The sequence below is a fragment of the Acinetobacter sp. 2JN-4 genome (genome assembly GCF_003687745.1).
Lineage (GTDB): Bacteria > Pseudomonadota > Gammaproteobacteria > Pseudomonadales > Moraxellaceae > Acinetobacter > Acinetobacter halotolerans.
Map to the genome: position 1 here is coordinate 331,120 of NZ_RDNY01000004.1, position 18,985 is coordinate 350,104.

The 18,985-nt window shown below is 39.9% G+C and carries 17 protein-coding genes; 5 read left to right on the forward strand and 12 right to left on the reverse strand.

From position 1 onward, the window contains the following. Positions 1–137: 137 nt before the first annotated feature. The 7 genes from cyoE to ppsA all read right to left on the reverse strand — a co-directional run bounded on the left by cyoE (position 138) and on the right by ppsA (position 8,531). A complete protein-coding gene (gene cyoE, locus EAH57_RS08465) occupies positions 138–1,016 on the reverse strand; it encodes a heme o synthase (protein ID WP_121929669.1) in 879 nt (292 codons plus the stop codon). 10 nt (positions 1,017–1,026) lie between these two features. After that, positions 1,027–1,356 (reverse strand): cytochrome o ubiquinol oxidase subunit IV, encoded by a 330-nt coding sequence (locus tag EAH57_RS08470; RefSeq protein ID WP_121929670.1) that lies wholly within the window; start codon positions 1,354–1,356, stop codon positions 1,027–1,029. Continuing rightward, a complete protein-coding gene (cyoC, locus tag EAH57_RS08475; RefSeq protein WP_121929671.1) occupies positions 1,356–1,976 on the reverse strand; it encodes a cytochrome o ubiquinol oxidase subunit III in 621 nt (206 codons plus the stop codon). Before cyoC ends, EAH57_RS08470 begins: the two co-directional genes overlap by 1 nt. A 4-nt stretch (positions 1,977–1,980) precedes the next feature. Then, on the reverse strand, positions 1,981–3,963 hold the full coding sequence (gene cyoB, locus EAH57_RS08480) for a cytochrome o ubiquinol oxidase subunit I (RefSeq protein ID WP_121929672.1): 1,983 nt from the start codon (positions 3,961–3,963) through the stop codon (positions 1,981–1,983). Between the two features lie 3 nt (positions 3,964–3,966). Continuing rightward, positions 3,967–5,010, reverse strand: a complete 1,044-nt coding sequence (cyoA, locus tag EAH57_RS08485) for a ubiquinol oxidase subunit II (protein ID WP_121929673.1) — start codon at positions 5,008–5,010, stop codon at positions 3,967–3,969. Positions 5,011–5,309: 299 nt separating this feature from the next. Next, entirely contained in the window at positions 5,310–6,086 is a 777-nt protein-coding gene (locus tag EAH57_RS08490) for an RDD family protein (RefSeq protein WP_121929674.1), read from the reverse strand. A gap of 66 nt (positions 6,087–6,152) precedes the next feature. Further along, positions 6,153–8,531, reverse strand: coding sequence for a phosphoenolpyruvate synthase (gene ppsA, locus EAH57_RS08495; RefSeq protein WP_004670638.1), 2,379 nt, complete (start codon positions 8,529–8,531; stop codon positions 6,153–6,155). 158 nt (positions 8,532–8,689) lie between these two features. On the opposite strand from ppsA, the gene EAH57_RS08500 reads away from it, so the two are divergent. After that, positions 8,690–9,526 carry a pyruvate, water dikinase regulatory protein gene (locus EAH57_RS08500; RefSeq protein WP_004670639.1) on the forward strand — a complete coding sequence of 279 codons (837 nt, stop codon included), beginning with the start codon at positions 8,690–8,692 and terminating at the stop codon, positions 9,524–9,526. Positions 9,527–9,864: 338 nt separating this feature from the next. Further along, positions 9,865–11,916, forward strand: a complete 2,052-nt coding sequence (locus EAH57_RS08505) for an EAL and GGDEF domain-containing protein (RefSeq protein ID WP_121929675.1) — start codon at positions 9,865–9,867, stop codon at positions 11,914–11,916. 65 nt (positions 11,917–11,981) lie between these two features. Here the strand turns inward: EAH57_RS08505 and EAH57_RS08510 are convergent, their stop codons facing one another. After that, positions 11,982–12,983 carry an LLM class flavin-dependent oxidoreductase gene (locus EAH57_RS08510; protein ID WP_171407426.1) on the reverse strand — a complete coding sequence of 334 codons (1,002 nt, stop codon included), beginning with the start codon at positions 12,981–12,983 and terminating at the stop codon, positions 11,982–11,984. Between the two features lie 139 nt (positions 12,984–13,122). Further along, the gene (locus EAH57_RS08515) at positions 13,123–13,611 is read right to left on the reverse strand and encodes a glycine zipper 2TM domain-containing protein (RefSeq protein WP_121929677.1); all 489 of its coding nucleotides are present in this window, start codon (positions 13,609–13,611) and stop codon (positions 13,123–13,125) included. 250 nt (positions 13,612–13,861) lie between these two features. On the opposite strand from EAH57_RS08515, the gene EAH57_RS08520 reads away from it, so the two are divergent. Continuing rightward, complete coding sequence (locus tag EAH57_RS08520; protein WP_121929678.1) at positions 13,862–14,566, forward strand: pseudouridine synthase; 705 nt, start codon at positions 13,862–13,864, stop codon at positions 14,564–14,566. A gap of 7 nt (positions 14,567–14,573) precedes the next feature. On the opposite strand, the gene EAH57_RS08525 is transcribed toward EAH57_RS08520, so the two are convergent. The 3 genes from EAH57_RS08525 to EAH57_RS08535 form a co-directional block, all read right to left on the reverse strand. Continuing rightward, on the reverse strand, positions 14,574–15,017 hold the full coding sequence (locus tag EAH57_RS08525; protein ID WP_121929679.1) for a GNAT family N-acetyltransferase: 444 nt from the start codon (positions 15,015–15,017) through the stop codon (positions 14,574–14,576). A gap of 99 nt (positions 15,018–15,116) precedes the next feature. Then, positions 15,117–15,425, reverse strand: a complete 309-nt coding sequence (locus tag EAH57_RS08530; RefSeq protein WP_121929680.1) for a type II toxin-antitoxin system RelB/DinJ family antitoxin — start codon at positions 15,423–15,425, stop codon at positions 15,117–15,119. A 109-nt stretch (positions 15,426–15,534) separates the two neighbouring features. After that, positions 15,535–16,443, reverse strand: a complete 909-nt coding sequence (locus EAH57_RS08535; RefSeq protein WP_121929681.1) for a pseudouridine synthase — start codon at positions 16,441–16,443, stop codon at positions 15,535–15,537. 117 nt (positions 16,444–16,560) lie between these two features. Between EAH57_RS08535 and tsaE the strand changes: the two genes are divergently transcribed. Both tsaE and mutL read left to right on the forward strand, forming a co-directional pair. Further along, positions 16,561–17,037, forward strand: a complete 477-nt coding sequence (gene tsaE, locus EAH57_RS08540; RefSeq protein WP_121929682.1) for a tRNA (adenosine(37)-N6)-threonylcarbamoyltransferase complex ATPase subunit type 1 TsaE — start codon at positions 16,561–16,563, stop codon at positions 17,035–17,037. After that, positions 17,027–18,979 carry a DNA mismatch repair endonuclease MutL gene (gene mutL / locus EAH57_RS08545; protein WP_121929683.1) on the forward strand — a complete coding sequence of 651 codons (1,953 nt, stop codon included), beginning with the start codon at positions 17,027–17,029 and terminating at the stop codon, positions 18,977–18,979. The genes tsaE and mutL overlap by 11 nt, the downstream gene beginning before the upstream one ends. Positions 18,980–18,985: the final 6 nt, after the last annotated feature.

Genomic DNA, 18,985 nt, shown 5'->3' on the forward strand with positions numbered 1-18,985 from the left:
AAGTTAAGTCGCAAATTGCGAAGCTGCGATTTTAGACAGGTTTAGTTGAAATCGCAAGCGATATTCGCCGTTTGGCGTGAAGTAAGCCAGTAAAGCCTAGATATGCGAATAAAAAGATAGAGATCAGCTCTATCTTTTTAAAAAATTGGGAGGAAAGGTGCAGGGCTGTTGAAAGTAAAACTAAAACTTAAACTAATCACAGTAATTAAAATCACTGAAAATAGGAAGAAGCGTTTTGCCCAAAGCTGATCGTTCTCAGCTTTAAACCCTAAAATACCAATGTAGAGCCAGTACGCGCAAAGTGCATTACAGATCACCAGAAAAATAACATCGGTGTATCCATAGACATACAGCGCATTCATCGCCAGTGTAAATAAAACCACATAAATAAGTGATTCTATTTTCGTTCGAAGAATAGAACGGGCTACAGGTAAAATAGGAACTCCTGCGTTTTTGTAATCGTCAAAGCGATAGATTGCGATTGCCCATGAGTGTGGCATTTGCCATAAGGCGTATGCGACAAAAATCAAAAGAGCAGCCATATCGAATTGATGACTAACAGCCGTATAACCAATAACAGGAGGACTCGCTCCAGAAATACTACCAATCACGGTTTGATGGATTGTGGTACGTTTCGTCCACAAACTATAAAAACCGACATAGACCACAAAACCAAGAACTGCGAATAAAAATGCATAAGCATTGACATAGAACCAGAGAATGCTAAAGCCAATCAGACCAAGTACCAATGCATAAAGTAATGCAATGGGAGAGGAGATTGTTTTTTTAACAAGTGCACGGTTCATGGTGCGTTGCATTTTTTGATCGATGTCTTGATCAATTACATTATTCACAACACAACCAGAAGCAACAACGAATGTTGTCCCGATTAAGGTCAATAATAATAACAAGAGGTCTATAGCGCCTTGGGCGGCTAGAAAAAAGCCGCCCAAGGTGGTAATGAAATTACCGAAGAGAATTCCTGGCTTAGTCAGGAATAAGTATTTTTTCAGCATGACAATCAGTTTAGATCATCATGTTGTAATGTAGATAATTCATAATCCACACAGAGCCGACTAAAAGTACAGCAATACATAAAATTGTGTAGATAAATGCAATAAGATTCCAACGTTGATCAGATGATGTATTCATGTGTAAGAAATACACTAGTTGTACAAGTACCTGAGCCACGGCAGTAATTGCAATCACTGTAACTAAAACACCACGACTGAAACCACCAGCCATCACCATTCCAAAAGGAATGATGGTGAGCAGGACAGAAAGGATAAAACCAATCGTGTATTGTTTTACATTACCGTGTGATGCGCCAGCAGCATTATGATCATGACTACTCATTAGAGAACTCCCAGTAAGTAAACGACGCTGAATACACAGATCCAAACGATGTCAAGGAAGTGCCAGAACAAGCTTAAGCAAGCAAGACGACGTGTATTCGGTAGTGTCAAACCGTTCTTCTTGATTTGATACATGAGTACGATCATCCACACTAAACCAGAAGTTACGTGGATACCGTGTGTACCAACCAAAGTAAAGAACGCTGAAAGGAATGCACTATGAGTTGGACCATGACCTGCATGAACCAAGTGATTGAACTCATAGATTTCCATACCGATGAACGTTGCACCAAAAATGAATGTAATAATTAGCCACAATAGGACTTGATTAACATTCTTTTTATAAGATGCAAGCACTGCAAAGCCAAATGTCACAGATGAAATAAGGAGTGCAAAGGTTTCAGCTAATACAAATCCCAAAGAATCATGGAATAAGTCGTATGCACTAGGTGTACCTGGTGGAATATGACTGCTTAATACAGCAAATGCGATGAAGAGTGATCCGAAAAGGATCAAGTCACTCATCAAATATGTCCAGAAACCAAAGACCGTTAAGTCTGTATCATCATGTTCGTGATGACCGTCATGTCCGTGGTTATCGTGATGAAGTACTTCAGCCATATCCTTAGTCCTTCTTCAAGTGTTTTTCGAGTAACGCATAGCGTTCATTCTCAATACGTTCTACCTCAGCAGCAGGAACATAGTAATCTACATTCTTGGTGAATGAGCTTACGATGAAGCTGATAATAGCAGCGACGAATGAAACGACAGCAAGCCACCAAATATGCCAGATGAGAGCAAAACCAAGAGTGGTAATGAACATCGCAATGACGAAACCAGCAGCACGATTTGTCGGCATGTGGATATCTTCATATTTGGTATTGCGAGCGTAAGCTACACCATTTTCTTTGTCTGTCCAGAAGCGGTCGATACCATCAGCAGCAGGAACATGCGCAAAGTTATAAAATGGAGCTGGAGACGAAGTTGCCCATTCTAACGTACGGCTATCCCATGGGTCGCCAGTGTAGTCCATATTGTCTTTGCGTTGTAAGAAGCCAACGATGATTTGCATTAAGAAACATGCAATACCGATTGCAATCAAAACAGCACCAAACAATGCAATCGCTAAGTATGGATCCCATTCAGGGTTGTCATATGTATTCAAACGACGTGTCATACCCATGAAACCAAGGATATAAAGTGGCATGAATGCAAAATAGAAACCGATGAACCAGAACCAGAATGATGCTTTACCCCATGCTTCATTGAGCTTCCAACCAAACATTTTCGGCCAGTAGAAAATGATGCCGGCAAACATACCAAACACCACACCACCGATAATCACGTTATGGAAGTGAGCAATCAAGAATAATGAGTTGTGTACAAGGAAGTCCGCAGGTGGAACAGCCATAAGTACGCCAGTCAAACCACCGATACCGAAAGTTACGAGGAAGCCAAGCGTCCATAACATTGGTGTCGTGAAGGTGATACGACCTTTATACATGGTGAATAACCAAGAGAAGATCTTCACACCTGTAGGAATCGCAATAACCATGGTCATGATACCGAAGAACGCATTCACGTTCGCACCAGCACCCATGGTAAAGAAGTGGTGAAGCCATACAACAAACGCCAATACAGTAATCGCGATCGTTGCATACACCATAGATTTATAACCGAACAACGCTTTACGAGAGAAGGTTGCTACGATTTCTGAGTATAGACCAAAGGCTGGTAATACTAAGATATATACTTCAGGGTGACCCCAAGTCCAAATCAAGTTCACATAAAGCATTGGACTACCGCCAAGCTCATTTGTGAAGAAGTGGAAACCGAAGTAGCGGTCTAGCGTAAGCATTGCAAGAGTACCTGTTAATACAGGGAACGATGCAATGATTAATACGGCCGTACAAAGTGAAGTCCAAGTAAAAATCGGCATGTCCATTAGTTTCATGCCTGGTGCACGCATCTTAATGATGGTAACAAAGAAGTTAACACCTGTTAAAAGCGTACCGAGACCAGAAACCTGAAGTGCCCAAATATAATAATCAACACCAACACCAGGTGAATACTCAATACCCGATAGAGGAGGATAAGCCATCCAACCTGTTGCTGCGAACTCACCAAGTGCAAGAGATGCCATCATTAAACCAGCAGCACCGGCGAATAACCAGAAGCTTAAAGAGTTTAGTAATGGGAAAGCCACGTCACGTGCACCAATTTGCAGTGGAACGGCGATGTTCATCATACCTACAACAAGGCCCATTGCTACGAAGAAGATCATGATTACGCCATGCGCAGTGAAAATCTGATCGTAGTGTTCTGGGTGTAAATAACCTTCACCGCCACCTTTGGCGAGGAAAAGTTGTAAACGCATCATGATTGCATCAGCAAAACCACGCAGAAGCATGACCACTGATACGAGGATATACATGATACCAATTTTTTTATGGTCTACAGACGTGAACCATTCGTTCCACAAGTAGCCCCATTTTTTGAAATAAGTAATACCTGCAAGAAGTGCGATACCACCTAAAACCATTAATGCAATAGTCACCAACACGATTGGATCGTGTGGAATTGCATCCAACCCTAACTTTCCAAACATGTCTTATTCCTCTGTAGAAGCTGTCGCATGTTCAACATCAGTGGTGTGGTCAGCAGAAGAAGCTGAGTGATCTGCACCATGATAGTTGCTCATGTATTGATTGATTACAGATTCGAACAATTTAGGCTCAACCGAAGAGTAATAAGTCACTGGATGTGGGGCAGTAGGATATGATTTCATTTCCTCAGCCGCTTGTTTCTCTTCTGGTGTTTTTGCTTTGGCGATTAGAACTTCGATCTGATGTTTAGAACGGTTACCATCACGTAAAGTTGCTAATTCAGCTTGGTCAAGTGTACCTTTTTGAATTGCTTCAGCATTGATACTTGTACCATTACCAGCTTTTACCGCTTCAACCCACTGTGCAAATTCTGCGTCAGTAACACCATGCGCCATGAAACGCATTTGTGAAAAGCCATAACCAGAATAGTTTGCAGAAATACCACGGAAGATACCTGGCTCATCTGCCAATAAGTGAAGATGAGTTTGCATACCTGCCATCGCATAAATTTGACCGCCTAACTGTGGAATGAAGAATGAGTTCATTGTGAAGTTAGAGGTGATTTTAAAGCTGAGTGGCGTTTTTACTGGGAAGCGTATTTCATTTACCGTACCAATATTTTGCTCAGGATAGATAAATACCCATTTGAACTGTTCAGCAATTGCTTGAATCGTTAATGGTGCTTTATCTGATTCTAATGGACGGTAAGGGTCATACTTGTGGGAACCCCACCAAGTTAACCAAGCTAAAATACCAATAATAATGACTGGAACACCCCAAACAACGATCTCAATTGTCGTAGAGTGTGCCCAAGTAGGTTTATAGTCTGCATCTTTATTTGACGCGCGATATTTCCAACCAAACCATAATGCCATAATGATTGATGGGATGACCACCAATAGCATTAGATAGATCGCAGTCATCATCAGGCTACCTTGACCCTGACCAACTGGACCTTTACTGTTTAGAAGTACCATATCACCACCACACCCAGTTAAGAGTGCAGCAAGCGTTGATAAAGACAATACAGCTAAAATCGTTTGTCTCATTTTACAACCTCGGTGAAGAGTCCCATTCCCTAATTAAATTATGGGATAGCGAATAAAGTGTCGCATGTTTGCTAAGAATTTCTTTTAATAAACGCTTAACAAACATGCGACACCGCTACGTTGTTGGGCATTATGCCTCATATTGAAAAACTAAGCTACTGATAAAGTGGTGTGAAATGCTTGTTTTAAAACCCGATTTATTTTGTAGGGATTGTTATTTCGCGGTATGCTTTTTCTATAAATATCAGCTTAATATAAAGAAAAGAGGATTTAATCCTCTTTTCTTTATTGATTTGTAATTATTGCTTAATCACTTTGGTTTTAGCGAATTTATCATGTAGAGTTTGGCGGTTTTTGCCAAGTGCAAATGCATAATCAATAATGGTGATAATAGGAATTAACAGGAAGTTTAAAATAATAAATAAAACGCTACGCAGCCAAAAAGAGCGAATTAAACTCACTTGATTATTGTTTTCAACATCAACAATTTTAATTCGAGTGAGTTTTTTGCCGATACTCTGACCTGATTTGGCAATAAAATAAGCTTGAATCATAAGCATGACCACGAGATAGATCATGATGCTCTGCCATGCTTCAACTGGAATAAGTTGAAATAATTGTTGTTGCAGTTCAGCGGCTTTGGAAGACGCGAATTCAGTTGCCTGCATTTGTGTCTGCAACTCAACCAGCTGTTGAAGTTGTTCATCATTGAAATAAAATGATGGAATTGCCAAGGCTGGTAGCCACAACATGAGATCAACCGCTTTGGCTAATGCACGAGAACCAATAGATGCTAGTTCGACATTGTTTTCTTGAGTAGGCGCTTTAGTTTGATACTGTTGAGTAGGAGATATTGTTTCAGTTCGAATTGGCGATGGAAATGGAGTTGATGTATGACCAATTGGTTCATACACAAGTTTTCCTTGGGTTAATTCACCAAGCGTTTTCCATTCTGCCATCCCTTCATGCCATGCAAGATCAGTAAGAAGAACTTGTTGACTAGCAAGCATTTGGTTGATTTGTTCTAAGGTATAGGGACCAGCTTGCTGATTATTACGAGCCAAGTAAATTTGCATATATTCTAAATCTCTATCACAAATGATGAAAAAAGACCCCACCAGTGGGGTCTTTTACAATAGTGGTTAAGCTTGCTTAATTTTTTCTTCAGCCAAGAAGAACCAAGTATCAAGCACTGAATCAGGGTTAAGTGAAACAGACTCAATGCCTTGTTCCATGAGCCATTTTGCAAGATCAGGGTGGTCGGAAGGACCTTGACCACAAATACCTACGTATTTTCCTGCTTTACGGCAAGCATGAATCGCCATAGAAAGTAGGGCTTTTACTGCTGGATCACGTTCATCAAACAAATGAGACACGATGCCAGAGTCACGGTCTAGACCTAATGTTAATTGAGTTAAGTCGTTTGAACCGATTGAGAAACCATCGAAGTGCTCAAGGAATTGTTCAGCCAATAAAGCATTGGTTGGTAATTCACACATCATGATGACTTTCAAGCCATTTTCGCCACGTTTCAAACCATTTTGCGCAAGCAGTTCGATGACACGTTTTGCTTCAGAAACAGTACGAACGAATGGAATCATGATTTGAACGTTGGTTAAGCCCATTTCATCACGTACTTTTTTCAAGGCACGGCATTCAAGCTCAAAACAATCACGGAAGTTGTCGGAAACATAACGACTTGCACCACGGAAGCCCAACATTGGGTTTTCTTCTTCTGGTTCGTATAACTTACCACCGATTAAGTTTGCATATTCATTTGATTTGAAGTCAGACATACGAACGATGACTGGCTTTCCTGCAAATGCAGCAGCAAGTGTCGAAATACCTTCAACTAACTTCTCAACATAAAACTCGATTGGAGAGGTATAACCTGCAGTACGTGTTAGAACAGCGGCACGTGTTTCACGTGGTAAGCTTTCGATATTGAGTAAAGCTTTTGGATGCACGCCGATCATACGGTTGATGATGAACTCCAGACGAGCAAGCCCAATTCCTTCGTTTGGAATTTGAGCAAAGTCAAACGCTCGGTCAGGGTTACCGACGTTCATCATAATTTTGAATGGAAGCTGAGGCATTGAGTGAATCGAGTTGCGTTGAACTTCGAAGTCTAATGCACCTTCATAGATAAAGCCTGTATCGCCTTCAGCACAAGAAACAGTGACTTCCTGACCATCAGTAAGAACTTCTGTTGCATTACCACAACCTACAATTGCAGGAACACCGAGTTCACGAGCAATAATTGCTGCGTGGCAAGTACGGCCACCACGATTGGTTACAATCGCAGCAGCACGCTTCATGACAGGTTCCCAATCTGGATCGGTCATATCAGAGACAAGAACATCACCGTCTTGAACTTTGTCCATTTCTTTAATCGAGGTAACAACACGAACTTTACCAGAACCAATACGCTGACCGATTGAACGACCTTCACAAATTACTGTGCCGCGTTGTTTGAGTAGATAACGTTCCATTGTACCGACATTTTGACGGCTTTTTACCGTTTCTGGACGTGCTTGAACGATATAGATTTGACCATCATCACCGTCTTTAGCCCATTCGATGTCCATTGGCGAACCATAATGTTCTTCAATGATTAGCGCTTGTTTGGCTAATTCATGTAATTCATGATCATTTAACGCAAATTGTTGACGTTCTGGTTTTTCGACATCAACAACAACAACTGATTTACCCGCAGAACCTTCTTCACCATAAATCATTTTTTGGTGTTTAGAACCGAGGTTGCGGCGTAAAACAGAGTGTTTGCCATTATTTAATAGCGGTTTAGATAAATAGAATTCGTCAGGGTTTACTGCGCCTTGTACGACCATTTCACCCAAACCATAAGACGCGGTAATAAACACCACATCACGGAAACCTGATTCAGTGTCTAGGGTAAACATAACACCAGCAGCACCAGTTTCAGAGCGAACCATACGTTGTACGCCAGCAGAAAGGGCAACGACACTATGCTCAAAACCTTGGTGTACACGATAAGCGATTGCGCGGTCATTATACAGGGAAGCAAAAACTTCTTTAATCGCAATAAGAACGTTATCAATACCGCGAATATTTAAGAAAGTTTCTTGTTGACCTGCAAATGAAGCGTCTGGGAGATCTTCAGCAGTAGCAGATGAACGTACAGCAACAGCGATGTCTGGATTACCGTTTGAAAGTGCAGCAAAAGCGTCACGAATTTCTTGTTCTAGTGCGGAAGTGAGCGGAGTATCAACAATCCATTTACGGATTTTTGCACCAGTTTCGACAAGTGCATTTACATCATCAACATTGAGTTGAGCCAATTCAGCCTGAATTCGAGCGTTTAAACCGCTTTGATCTAAGAACTCACGATAGGCAGCAGCAGTCGTTGCAAAACCCCCTGGTACCGATACACCAGCATTGGATAAATGGCTGATCATTTCACCTAGAGATGAGTTTTTCCCACCTACGAGTTCTACATCGTGTTTCCCTAGTTTTTCCAGACCGATTACGCGCGCTTCCAAAGTATTTACTCCACTTTTTTTGCAGGATGAATGACCATCATTGGTATGAAATTATACGAAAGTGCTTAGAATTAGTATTTTACTAAGCGACAGTCATGTTAGATGAGTTTACTATAAAGATTATAGAGCACTAAGACAAATGTTTAAGGAGAATTTTGATGCCCGAAAGTAAACAAATTAAACGGAGCGTATTTTTTATTTCAGATGGGACGGCAATCACCGCAGAAACCCTTGGACATTCACTACTTGCGCAATTTCCAAACGTAGATTTTGACATTCATATTATGCCTTATATCACCACTGAAGAAGCGGCAATGAATGTGGTTGTGGAAATCAATGCCTGTCAAAAACGTGATGGTTCTTTACCTTTGGTTTTTGATACTTTGGTTGATCCCAATGCCCGTGAAATTATCAATACAGCTAAAGCCGTAAATTTGGATGTATTTGAAGGCTTAATTAGTAAACTTGAACAAGAGCTGGGTATTCCACCAACGACATTGGTTGGACAAACGCATGCAGTAACAGATTCAGAGTCATATAAGGCGCGTATTGATGCGGTGCATTTTGCACTGGACAATGATGATGGTGCGCGAACACGTCATTATGATAAAGCTGATTTAATTTTAGTGGGTGTTTCACGCTCTGGCAAAACCCCAACGTCGATTTATTTGTCGCTACAATTCGGGATTCGGGTTGCAAACTACCCTTTAACTGAAGAAGATCTGGACGATAACCGTCTACCAACGGTCTTGAAAGCACATAAAAATAAGCTCTTTGGTCTAATGATTGATGCTGAGCGTTTAGTTGCAATTCGGAGTGAGCGAAAAGCCAATAGTCGTTATGCAAGTTTTAGTCAGTGTCAAATGGAATTGCGTGCGATTGAAGGTATCTATATTTCAGAAGGGATTAAATACTTAAATGTCACTGAAATGTCGATTGAAGAAATCTCAACGCGTATTTTGCAGTCGACAGGTTTAAAACGTCGTATTGGTTAATCAAATAGGGCTGCCTAAACACTGCTGGATAGGTGGCCTTTGATTGCAATTTTCTTCTAAATTATGGTGCTAATTTTGTAATAAATATTTAATTAAAAATAAACAATTGATGTTGAATGATAAAATCTAATTAATAAAAAATACTGTCATGATGTTAAATTATATACGTTTATGCTAAAATATTGTGATACAAATCTCACTTTTGCTATAATTGATGGTATGTGGTTTTTATTGCAACTGAACATCTTGAAATAAAGAATTCTGTTTGAAAGTAAAGCCTGTAAAGTTACTTAAAAGCATGTGAATTCTCGGCTTTAACTTTTCAATCAAACCATCAAATGAACGAAGTCCAGCAAAACGTTTTCAATAGTATACCGAGTCTAGTCTGGTTGCTTTCAGATCAGGGGAACGCTTATTTTTTCAATAGCGTCAGCCAAGAATATATCGGTTTAAATGAATTAGAGAAGTTCAATAAAAATTGGATGGATTTGATCCATTCAGACGATATTTCTGTCTTTCAAAGCGAATGGCTACAAGCATTCTCATATAAAACTCCTTTTCACGTTGAGTGCCGATTAAGACATCGATCAGGTGCATATCGATGGTTTTTATTGTCTGCAAAACTTGTAGCAGGCAACTCTGAGGATCATGCATATTGGTTTATTAATAGTGTCGATATTCATGAAACCAAGCAGTATCAACAAAATCTGGTGCAATGTATTAATGCGCAAACCAACATGCTTGATAATAGCGTGGATTGCATCAAACTCTTAGATGTGGATGGTTGTTTACTGCATGTAAATAGAACTGGATGTATTGCCTTAAATATTCCAGAAAGCAACCATCGATTTGGGATGAAGTGGACAGAGCTTTTAGCGCCTGAAGTGCGATCAAAGGCAAATTATGCATTAAAGACGGCACTTAAAGGCAAAACCGCTCGTTTTCGTGGCATGAGTGGTCACGGAGAAGATAAGCAATATTGGGACAACTTACTCACGCCGATATTAAATGATAACGGTCAAGTGGTACAGATCCTTTGTCTGTCTCGTGACGTAACCGCCCAAAGACAAACAGAAATTCAACTGCGCATTTCGAGTGAATTGGATGAATTGACTGGATTGTACAATCGTCGTTTCTTTAAACTACAACTTAAACGCGCATTGCAAAAACATAAAAAGAGTGAAAAGTTTCTTGGGTTGATGTTGTTAGATCTAGATTATTTTAAACACGTCAATGATACGCTTGGGCATGCCGCAGGTGATCATTTACTGCGTGTTTTATCGAAGCGAATAGAAAATAATTTACCTGAAAATACTTTTGTTGCGCGTTTAGGTGGTGATGAGTTTGCTATTTTAGTCAATGGAATCGATGCTGAGTTTGATCTTGAAAAAGTTGCAATTGAAGTTAGTCGACAGTTAGATGCACCAATCACGTATGCGGGTAATTTAATTAATGGCAGCATGAGTATTGGCTGTGCGATTTACCCACGAGATGCAAAAGATTCCTTGAATTTAATGAAATGTGCAGATACCGCATTAAATGATTTAAAAGCCACGGGGCGCGGTGGTTTTCGTATGTTTAATCAACAGATGCAGGTTGCTGCGCAAAATATCGCCATTCAATTAACCGAAGCACGTCATATTATTCGTGATGATCTTATGGTTCCGTTCTATCAACCTAAGGTGCGCTTATCTGATGGCAAGGTCGTTGGGTTTGAAGCATTGTTACGTTGGCAAACGGACGATAAGCGTATTCATTCACCTATTAATATTGAACAAGCTTTTCAGGATTATGTGTTAGCTACACGAATTAGTGATGCGATACAAAATAAAGTTTTTAACAATATTGCCATGTGGATTGAGCAAGGATTAGCTGTTGTTCCTGTCTCGATTAATGTAGCGCCTGTTGAATTTCTTAAAGATAATTATGCTGAGCGTTTCTTGTATCGTTTGAACCTGTATAAAATTCCGCATCATTTGGTCGAGATAGAAATCACAGAACACATTTTGGATGATCGTGGTTCTGACTATGTGATTCGGGCATTAAATTTGCTTAAACAGCAAGGCGTTAAGATTGCACTTGATGACTTTGGAACAGGGCATTCATCACTTACAAGATTAAGGGATTATCCTGTGGATTGTTTGAAAATTGACTGCGATTTTATTCGTCAAATGAATAGTGACGAGGCGATTTTAGCAATCGTGCAAGCAATTATTGCTTTAGGGCCAAAGTTATCTTTGGATATCGTTGCTGAAGGTATTGAAAATGCTGAGCAATTAGAGTTGCTTAAACAATTTGGCTGCTCGATCGGGCAAGGTTATTTATTTAGCCGAGCAGTGAATATGCAACAAGCGACCCACATGCTGAAACGTGAAATGCACCTCTATTGATTTACTGAATAAGTGCAAAAAAACAAGGCTTAAATTGAATAAGCCTTGTGCATGGAGTCGAGACATTAATTATTTTTAATATCCATCAATAGACTAAAATTGTCTAAGCGTTTTTGTGTGTCATAAATATCACAAGTGAAAATAAACTCATCTATATCATACTGAGCCGCGATTTTATTTAAGCCAGCTTTAACGGTATCTTGAGAACCAATTTGAGCCATTGCATAAAAGTTTTGAATCGCCAGTTGCTCAGCACCAGTTGCAAGACCTTGTGTGGACTCAATCGGTGGCTTGAGTTTTAAACTGTGACCACGAATCAGATTTAAAATACGCTGATATGAACTGGTTGCTAAATATTGTGCCTCTTCATCTGTTGCTGCGACGACAGTGGGAACACCTATCGAAATATATGGTTTCTCCAAATATTCTGATGCTTGGAAATTCTCGCGATAGATTTCGATGGCTTGACCTAACATTCTTGGTGCAAAGTGCGAAGCAAATGAATAGGGAAGTCCGAGCTTTGCAGCGAGCTGTGCGCTAAACAGACTTGAACCCAATAACCAAACTGGTACATGCGTATTTTGTCCAGGTGTGGCAATAATTCTTTGGTTAGCTTGTGGTGCTTTGAAGTATTGTAAGATTTCCATTACGTCTTGAGGAAATTGATCCTCAGTTTCTTGGCGTCCACGACGTAATGCACGCATAGTGAGCGGATCTGTTCCGGGTGCACGTCCCAATCCAAGTTCAAAACGGTTTGGATAAAGCGTCGCTAATGTCCCAAACTGTTCCGCCACAACCAATGGAGCATGATTGGGAAGCATGATGCCACCTGAACCTAATCGAATATGCTGAGTATTCGCTGCGATGAAACCCAACAGCACTGCCGTTGCAGAACTGGCGATACCATCCATATTGTGATGTTCAGCCAACCAAAATCGTTCGTAGCCTAATTTTTCAGTATGTTGAGCGAGCTCAAGCGCATGACGCAATGAGAACTCAATACTTTTATCGTCTCGAACGGGCGCTAACTCTAAAATAGAAAACTTAATATCTTGCAATGATTTCATCATCGATTCTCATAACCATATATCGATATAATACGATATGTGCTTGAGCCTGTATATCTATTTTATTCGATATAATGTTTCGAAGCTATACATCAAAAAAAGCACCCGAAGGTGCTAAAGAGGTAAAGCATTTTTTTGATTAACGGTTTTTGTACCAACCGCGATGTAGTCCATTGTCGTGACGAGCTTTTTTACGTGAATTATAATGACGACGATCATCATAACGACGGTTGTCATAAGCGCGACGATTATCGGCATCACGATCTTGTCCCACTTTATTGCCTAAGGCTGCACCACCAGCAGCACCAACTGCTGCGCCGATATATCCACCATTGGTACCACCCATGTTATTACCAACAGTATAGCCGCCGACACCACCTAAACCGCCACCAATAGCAGCTTCAGTACGATTACGTTTATTGCTAGATGCTGCAGCTCCACCAGCGCCACCGATTGCAGAACCAATCATTGCGCCTGTATGCCCACCAAGCTCTTTACCCACTGCTGTACCAACCACACTGCCTAAAGCTGATGTTGCAGCAACACGTGTTGTATTATTTGCATGAGCAACAGACATCATAGAAGCGCTTGCTAATAGAATGCTACATAACCAAATATTCGATTTCATGGTGAAACTCCTTGTCCTTTATGTGCTGGACAATATTCTTGATAACTTGAGATAAATGTAACAAGATTTTCGGGTAGAAATATGGAGCGCAACCTCTAGATTGATAGAGTTTCACGAGGGTTTTGTAGGGTTTCTATTACATATGAAGAAATTGTGAATAAATTATAAAATTTCAGAATGATGAGAAAGCAAACAACAGCAGCTGACGCAATCAAGTACAATAGGCTGAGTTTTGATTTAGGGTTTGGTTATGCTGTTGGAAAAAATATTGCAATCTCAGGGTTTTGGTTCACGTAAATATTGCCAACAGTTGATTAAAAATGGTGCTGTATGCATTGAAAACCAAGTATGTGATAATCCAAAACAGAACTTTAATCTTGATCAGCTGCATTTTCAGGTTTTTGGTGAAGACTATTTATATCGAGAACATGTTTATCTTGCATTAAACAAACCGCAAGGTTATGAGTGTTCACATCAAGCAACTCATCATAAAAGTGTATTTAGTTTATTGCCTGAGATACTTATTCATCGTGGTATTCAGTGTGTGGGACGTTTAGATCAAGATACAACGGGTCTTTTATTGTTGACAGATGATGGTCAGTATCTACAGTCACTTACTCATCCACGTAAACATGTACCTAAGGTCTATCATGTGACTACGGCAGATCCAGTAACAACTGAACAAAAACAACAATTAGAGTTGGGCGTGGAACTGCGCAACGAAAAAGGTATTTATGCGGCAACTGAGGTTCAGTTAATCTCAGAAAATCAGCTTTCAATGACCATTCATCAAGGTGTCTATCATCAAGTTAAACGCATGTTAGCGGCCGTGGGTAATAAGGTTGAATCTTTACATCGGCATCAAATCGGATTACTGGAACTTCCTCAGCTCGACGAAGGTGAGTATCTCTATTTAACAGCTTCGCAAAAGCAGTTGAGTCAGAATATTCAATAGCCCCAAATTATTTTAAAAAGCAGTGAAATGTTTTAAATTCATCGTCATGGATAAATCCCATTTTTTCATAGAGCTGATGGGATTGGTAATTATTCTTTTGCGTTTCAAGGCTAATGCGTTGTGCATTTTCATGACGAGCAAACAGGATAGCGGTATCGATCAATTGTTTTGCAGAACCTTGTTTCCGATAAGTCGGCGTAACGTAGACATCATCTAATACATAATAGGTTTCACAAGCAACAGATGAAAAGGCGAGATAAAGTAAAACAAAGCCTGTAAAAATTTCATCTTTAACATGGATAAAAATGACACTGTCTTTGTTGTCAAATCGATGATTTAAAAATTGAAAAGACTGCACAACATCGGATGAAGCACCGTAGAACTGACGATATTCATCAAATAAGACTGCCAATTGATGCAGGTCTTCTTTGGTTGCTCGCTTTACAATCATCCTTAATTCATCCTATAGCTTATCGTTTTATTTGGACTGTCAGGATAGCGAAAAAAATTCAGCTTAAAAATTAAAAACTTGTGTATAAATGCAACATTGTTAAGTTTTGTCACTTTCACCTAAAAGTGCATTGAGCTCTTCAAATAAATCCTCGTGATCATCTTCAATATTCACATCTGATGGATTCTCTGTTGTTGCTGTCACTTTTGATTTCCGCAGTTTGAGCAATTGTTCCATATTGATATTCTGGTTTTCAATTGCAAAAGGAATAGATTTGGTAAGCACCACCTGTTTAAAGAAAAGGCGGACTGCTTGAGCAGGGGAGATACCAAGCTGTTTAAAAACGGCAAAGGCTTGTTTCTTTTCCTGTGAATCAAGTCGAACCTGATAAACTTCTGTTTTTCGCATGAAGGATGAGACCAAATATTTTTAGTTATGGTCATGTATTTTAAACGATCACAATGTAATTTCAATATTTTTGCAGTGAAAAAATAGAATTTTTGTCATTACGTTGTGTTTACAGTGTTAGTTCATGGTTAGAACTAAAGCTCATTTGCATATCTAAAATGGGATCTATGAAGTGAATTGCTTTTGCAAGTAATTGTAAAGGATGACTAAAGTCTTCATCTGCTTTGTGCACAATGGCTGGATAAAATGAATCATTTAGGATTGGAATACCGAGATAATTGAGATGTACACGCAACTGATGTTGTTTACCAGTTTTTGGTTTGAGTAAATATTTTGCGTGTGTTTGGTCGTGATCTAACAATTCGATCAATGTCTCAGTGTTATTGGGTTTATTTGCATTAACTTGCATGGTGTAAAAAGGATCACTTTTCTCTAAATGCAGTTGTATGGTCTGTGGAAATTTGAGTTCAGGACGATAGCCCGCGATGGCGTGATAAGTTTTTTGAACTTTGCGTTCTGCGAACAGTTGTTGATAAATACCACGTGATTCAGCTCGTTTACAGAATAAAACCACACCTGCTGTTTCACGATCAAGCCGATGAATTGGGGTTAAATCGACATAGCCAGTTTGTTGTTTCAATCGAACCAATAATGTCTCTTGAACATATTGACCAGTTGGGCTCATCGTTAAAAAATGCGGTTTGTCCACCACAAGGAGATCATCATTTTCATACAGAATTTCGTGTTGAAAGGGTACGTGGATTTCATACGCCAAAAAACGATAATAAAAAATATGAGTATTAGGCGTATAAGGGCTATTTAATTGTAATATTGAGCCGTCTGCAGCATAAATCAGTTCATCATCAAAGCGTTGTTGCCATTCTTGAGATTGAATATGAGAAAAATGCTGACACAAATACTCAAAAATAGTAGGTGTAGAAATATCATTGGGTAAAAAAACTTTACTGGCACTCACGCCATTGATGAGTGGTGGTGTGAATTCAATGATGGGTTTCATGCAACAATACTAACCTAGAGTGAACGCTGTAAAATAAGCCAGTTTAAAAGCTGTTTATTAGGCTTTAAAGCAGCGCAATGTTATCATAGCCACCATCCCAATTTTGTTTTATTTGCCATGTCATATTCAGTGAAATTTACCTTAAATCATGAACAAGACACTCAACATTTTGCACAAGTGCTTTCTCAATATGTGCATTCAGGCGTTTTTTATTTAATTGGGGATCTTGGTGCAGGTAAAACCACATTCACACGCTATTTTCTCCAACATTTAGGGCATCAGGGTTCGGTCAAAAGTCCAACATATACGTTGGTAGAACCGTATACGATTCAGGGTAAAGAAATTTTCCATTTTGATCTTTATCGCTTAGATGATCCTTATGAGTTGGAGCTGATGGGAATCCGTGATTATTTGGAAGTAGAGGGTGCGTTATTTCTATTTGAGTGGCCATCTAAAGGTGGTGATGAAATTCCTAAAGCGGATGTTGTTGTTGATATCCAAAAATCGGATGATGAATTAACCCGATTTGTAACTTTAACAGTCAACTCAGAATCGTTATTTCAAACCTTGCAGGAACAATTGAATGGTGCATGATTCAACGCGTCGTATTCATACACTCAATGCCGCTTTAGCCAACCAGATTGCTGCTGGTGAGGTGATTGAACGCCCATCCTCAGTGGTGAAAGAGTTGTTAGAAAACTCGATTGATGCGGGTTCAACTGAGCTGATTATTCGTATTGCTCAAGGTGGTTCGACCCTGATCGAAATCATTGATAATGGTAACGGCATTCACGCTGAAGATTTACCATTAGCGGTGATGCGTCATGCCACCAGTAAAATTCAAACAGCTGAAGATTTACATGCCATTGTGAGCTTAGGTTTTCGGGGTGAGGCATTAGCATCTATTGCTGCGGTTTCACGGTTGACATTGACCAGTAGCCAAGATGAAGCTGGGATTGGTTATCAAGTTGAAGTCAATGGCACGGCTTTTGATCACCAACAAGTACAAGCTGTCGCAGCACAAAAAGGCACACATATTCGCGTGCAGGATTTATTTTTTAATGTGCCTGCTCGCCGTAAATTTTTGAAAAAACCAAGCACAGAATTTGGTCATATCGAAGAAATTGTACGCCGTTTGGCCTTAACCCATTTCGATATTCGTTTTGTACTGGAGCATAACGATCATATTCGTTTGAATTTACCGATCGCGGATAGTGGGGAGTTGCGTTACCAACGGGTACAACAATTACTGGGTCAACAATTTATTCAAAATGCCTATTGGATTGATGCCGAAAGTATCAATATGCGATTGTCGGGTTGGTTAGGTCATCCTTCAGATGCCAGAGCGCAGGCCGATATGCAATATGTCTATGTGAATGGTCGTATTGTTAAAGACAAAACCATTTCCCATGCATTGCGTATGGCCTATGAAGGAATTTTGCATGGGCATCAACATTCTTCTTATTTATTGTTTCTAGAAGTAGATCCTGAAAATATTGATGTCAATGTCCATCCAACTAAGCATGAAATCCGTTTTTTGAATCAGCGTGAAGTACATGAGTTCGTACGGCACTATGCCAAAGCAACTTTATCTCAGTTTCAAACCGCCAGTGCAGATTTAGCACAAGCGATGAAAGTGGATGAACTGGTAACTGAGAATGCCCAATACCAGCCGCAGCCTAAGTATCAAGAACAGTTTCCTTTGCATCGCGCAAATCATGCGATTGAGCCAAAGTCGCATGATCAAAATCAAACTGATGTATCGACAGATTTACTTACTGAGTTTAATCAAAGTCGACCTCAGGCAGTGCAATACAATTCATCTCAATCGCAACAACCAAGATATAATGGCTCTACGCAACTGAATAATGCATTAAAGAGCTATTTATCGCCGTTACGTGATGATGCAGAACTGGATTCGGAACAACAAATACCATCTCGAGTAGATGAATTTCCACTGGGTATTGCGATTGCACAATTGCATGGCATTTATGTTTTGGCACAAAATACCGAAGGCTTAATCATTGTTGATATGCACGCTGCACATGAGCGGATTTTGCTGCAACAAATGAAAGCCGCATGGGATAAACCTGAATTTTGGACATCACAACAATTACTGATCCCTAAAATAGTGTCGATTACCCGAATGCAAGCAACACGTATTGACGAGTTGCAATCACAATTGCAACGTTTGGGCTTGGAGGTCGATCAGTATGGTGATGAACAAGTAATTGTTCGTGGCGTACCTGCGATTTTACACAAAGCGAATTTTGAAAAACTTATTCCTGAACTACTCAATGATCTTGATCCAAATGACGAAGCGAGAGGATTGTTGCAAAAGCGTGACGAGCTATTGGCAGGTATGGCGTGTCATGGGGCAGTGCGAGCGCATCGGCAACTGAGTTTGTCCGAGATGAATGCATTGTTACGCCAAATGGAACAAACTGAATTTGCCAGCCAATGTAATCATGGTCGCCCAACCTGGCGCGCATTTCCATTGCATCAATTAGATAAATTATTTGCTCGAGGAGAGTAGTTTTAC